At 41.4% G+C, this 256-nt stretch carries 1 pseudogene; it reads right to left on the bottom strand.

The annotated features are described in order from the left end of the window. Window positions 1-32: 32 nt before the first annotated feature. Window positions 33-256 (bottom strand): annotated as a pseudogene (locus H6B51_RS17465) (IS5-like element ISLpl3 family transposase); the annotation flags it as partial.

Raw genomic sequence — 256 nt, 5'->3', positions numbered from 1 at the left:
TAGGTCCTGTTTGAAAAATCAGAATTAATGTGCTACATCACCAAAATAGCCACAGATGCAAGATACACAAAAGCTAAGAACGAGGCATCTAGCTTATCATATCTGGTGGCAACTCTACGAAACCATTTGATTTTCTGAAAGAAACATTCAATCAAATGCCGTTCCTTATACAGGCACCAATCAACGTTCCAGGGCTTAACGAGATTGCCTTGGGGTGGAATCACATAGTTGGCACCCTGTCCTGAAATGTATTCCC

The sequence above is a fragment of the Pseudoflavonifractor phocaeensis genome (assembly GCF_016901955.1).
Lineage (GTDB): Bacteria > Bacillota > Clostridia > Oscillospirales > Oscillospiraceae > Flavonifractor > Flavonifractor phocaeensis_A.
This window is presented reverse-complemented; position numbering and strand designations above follow the sequence as displayed.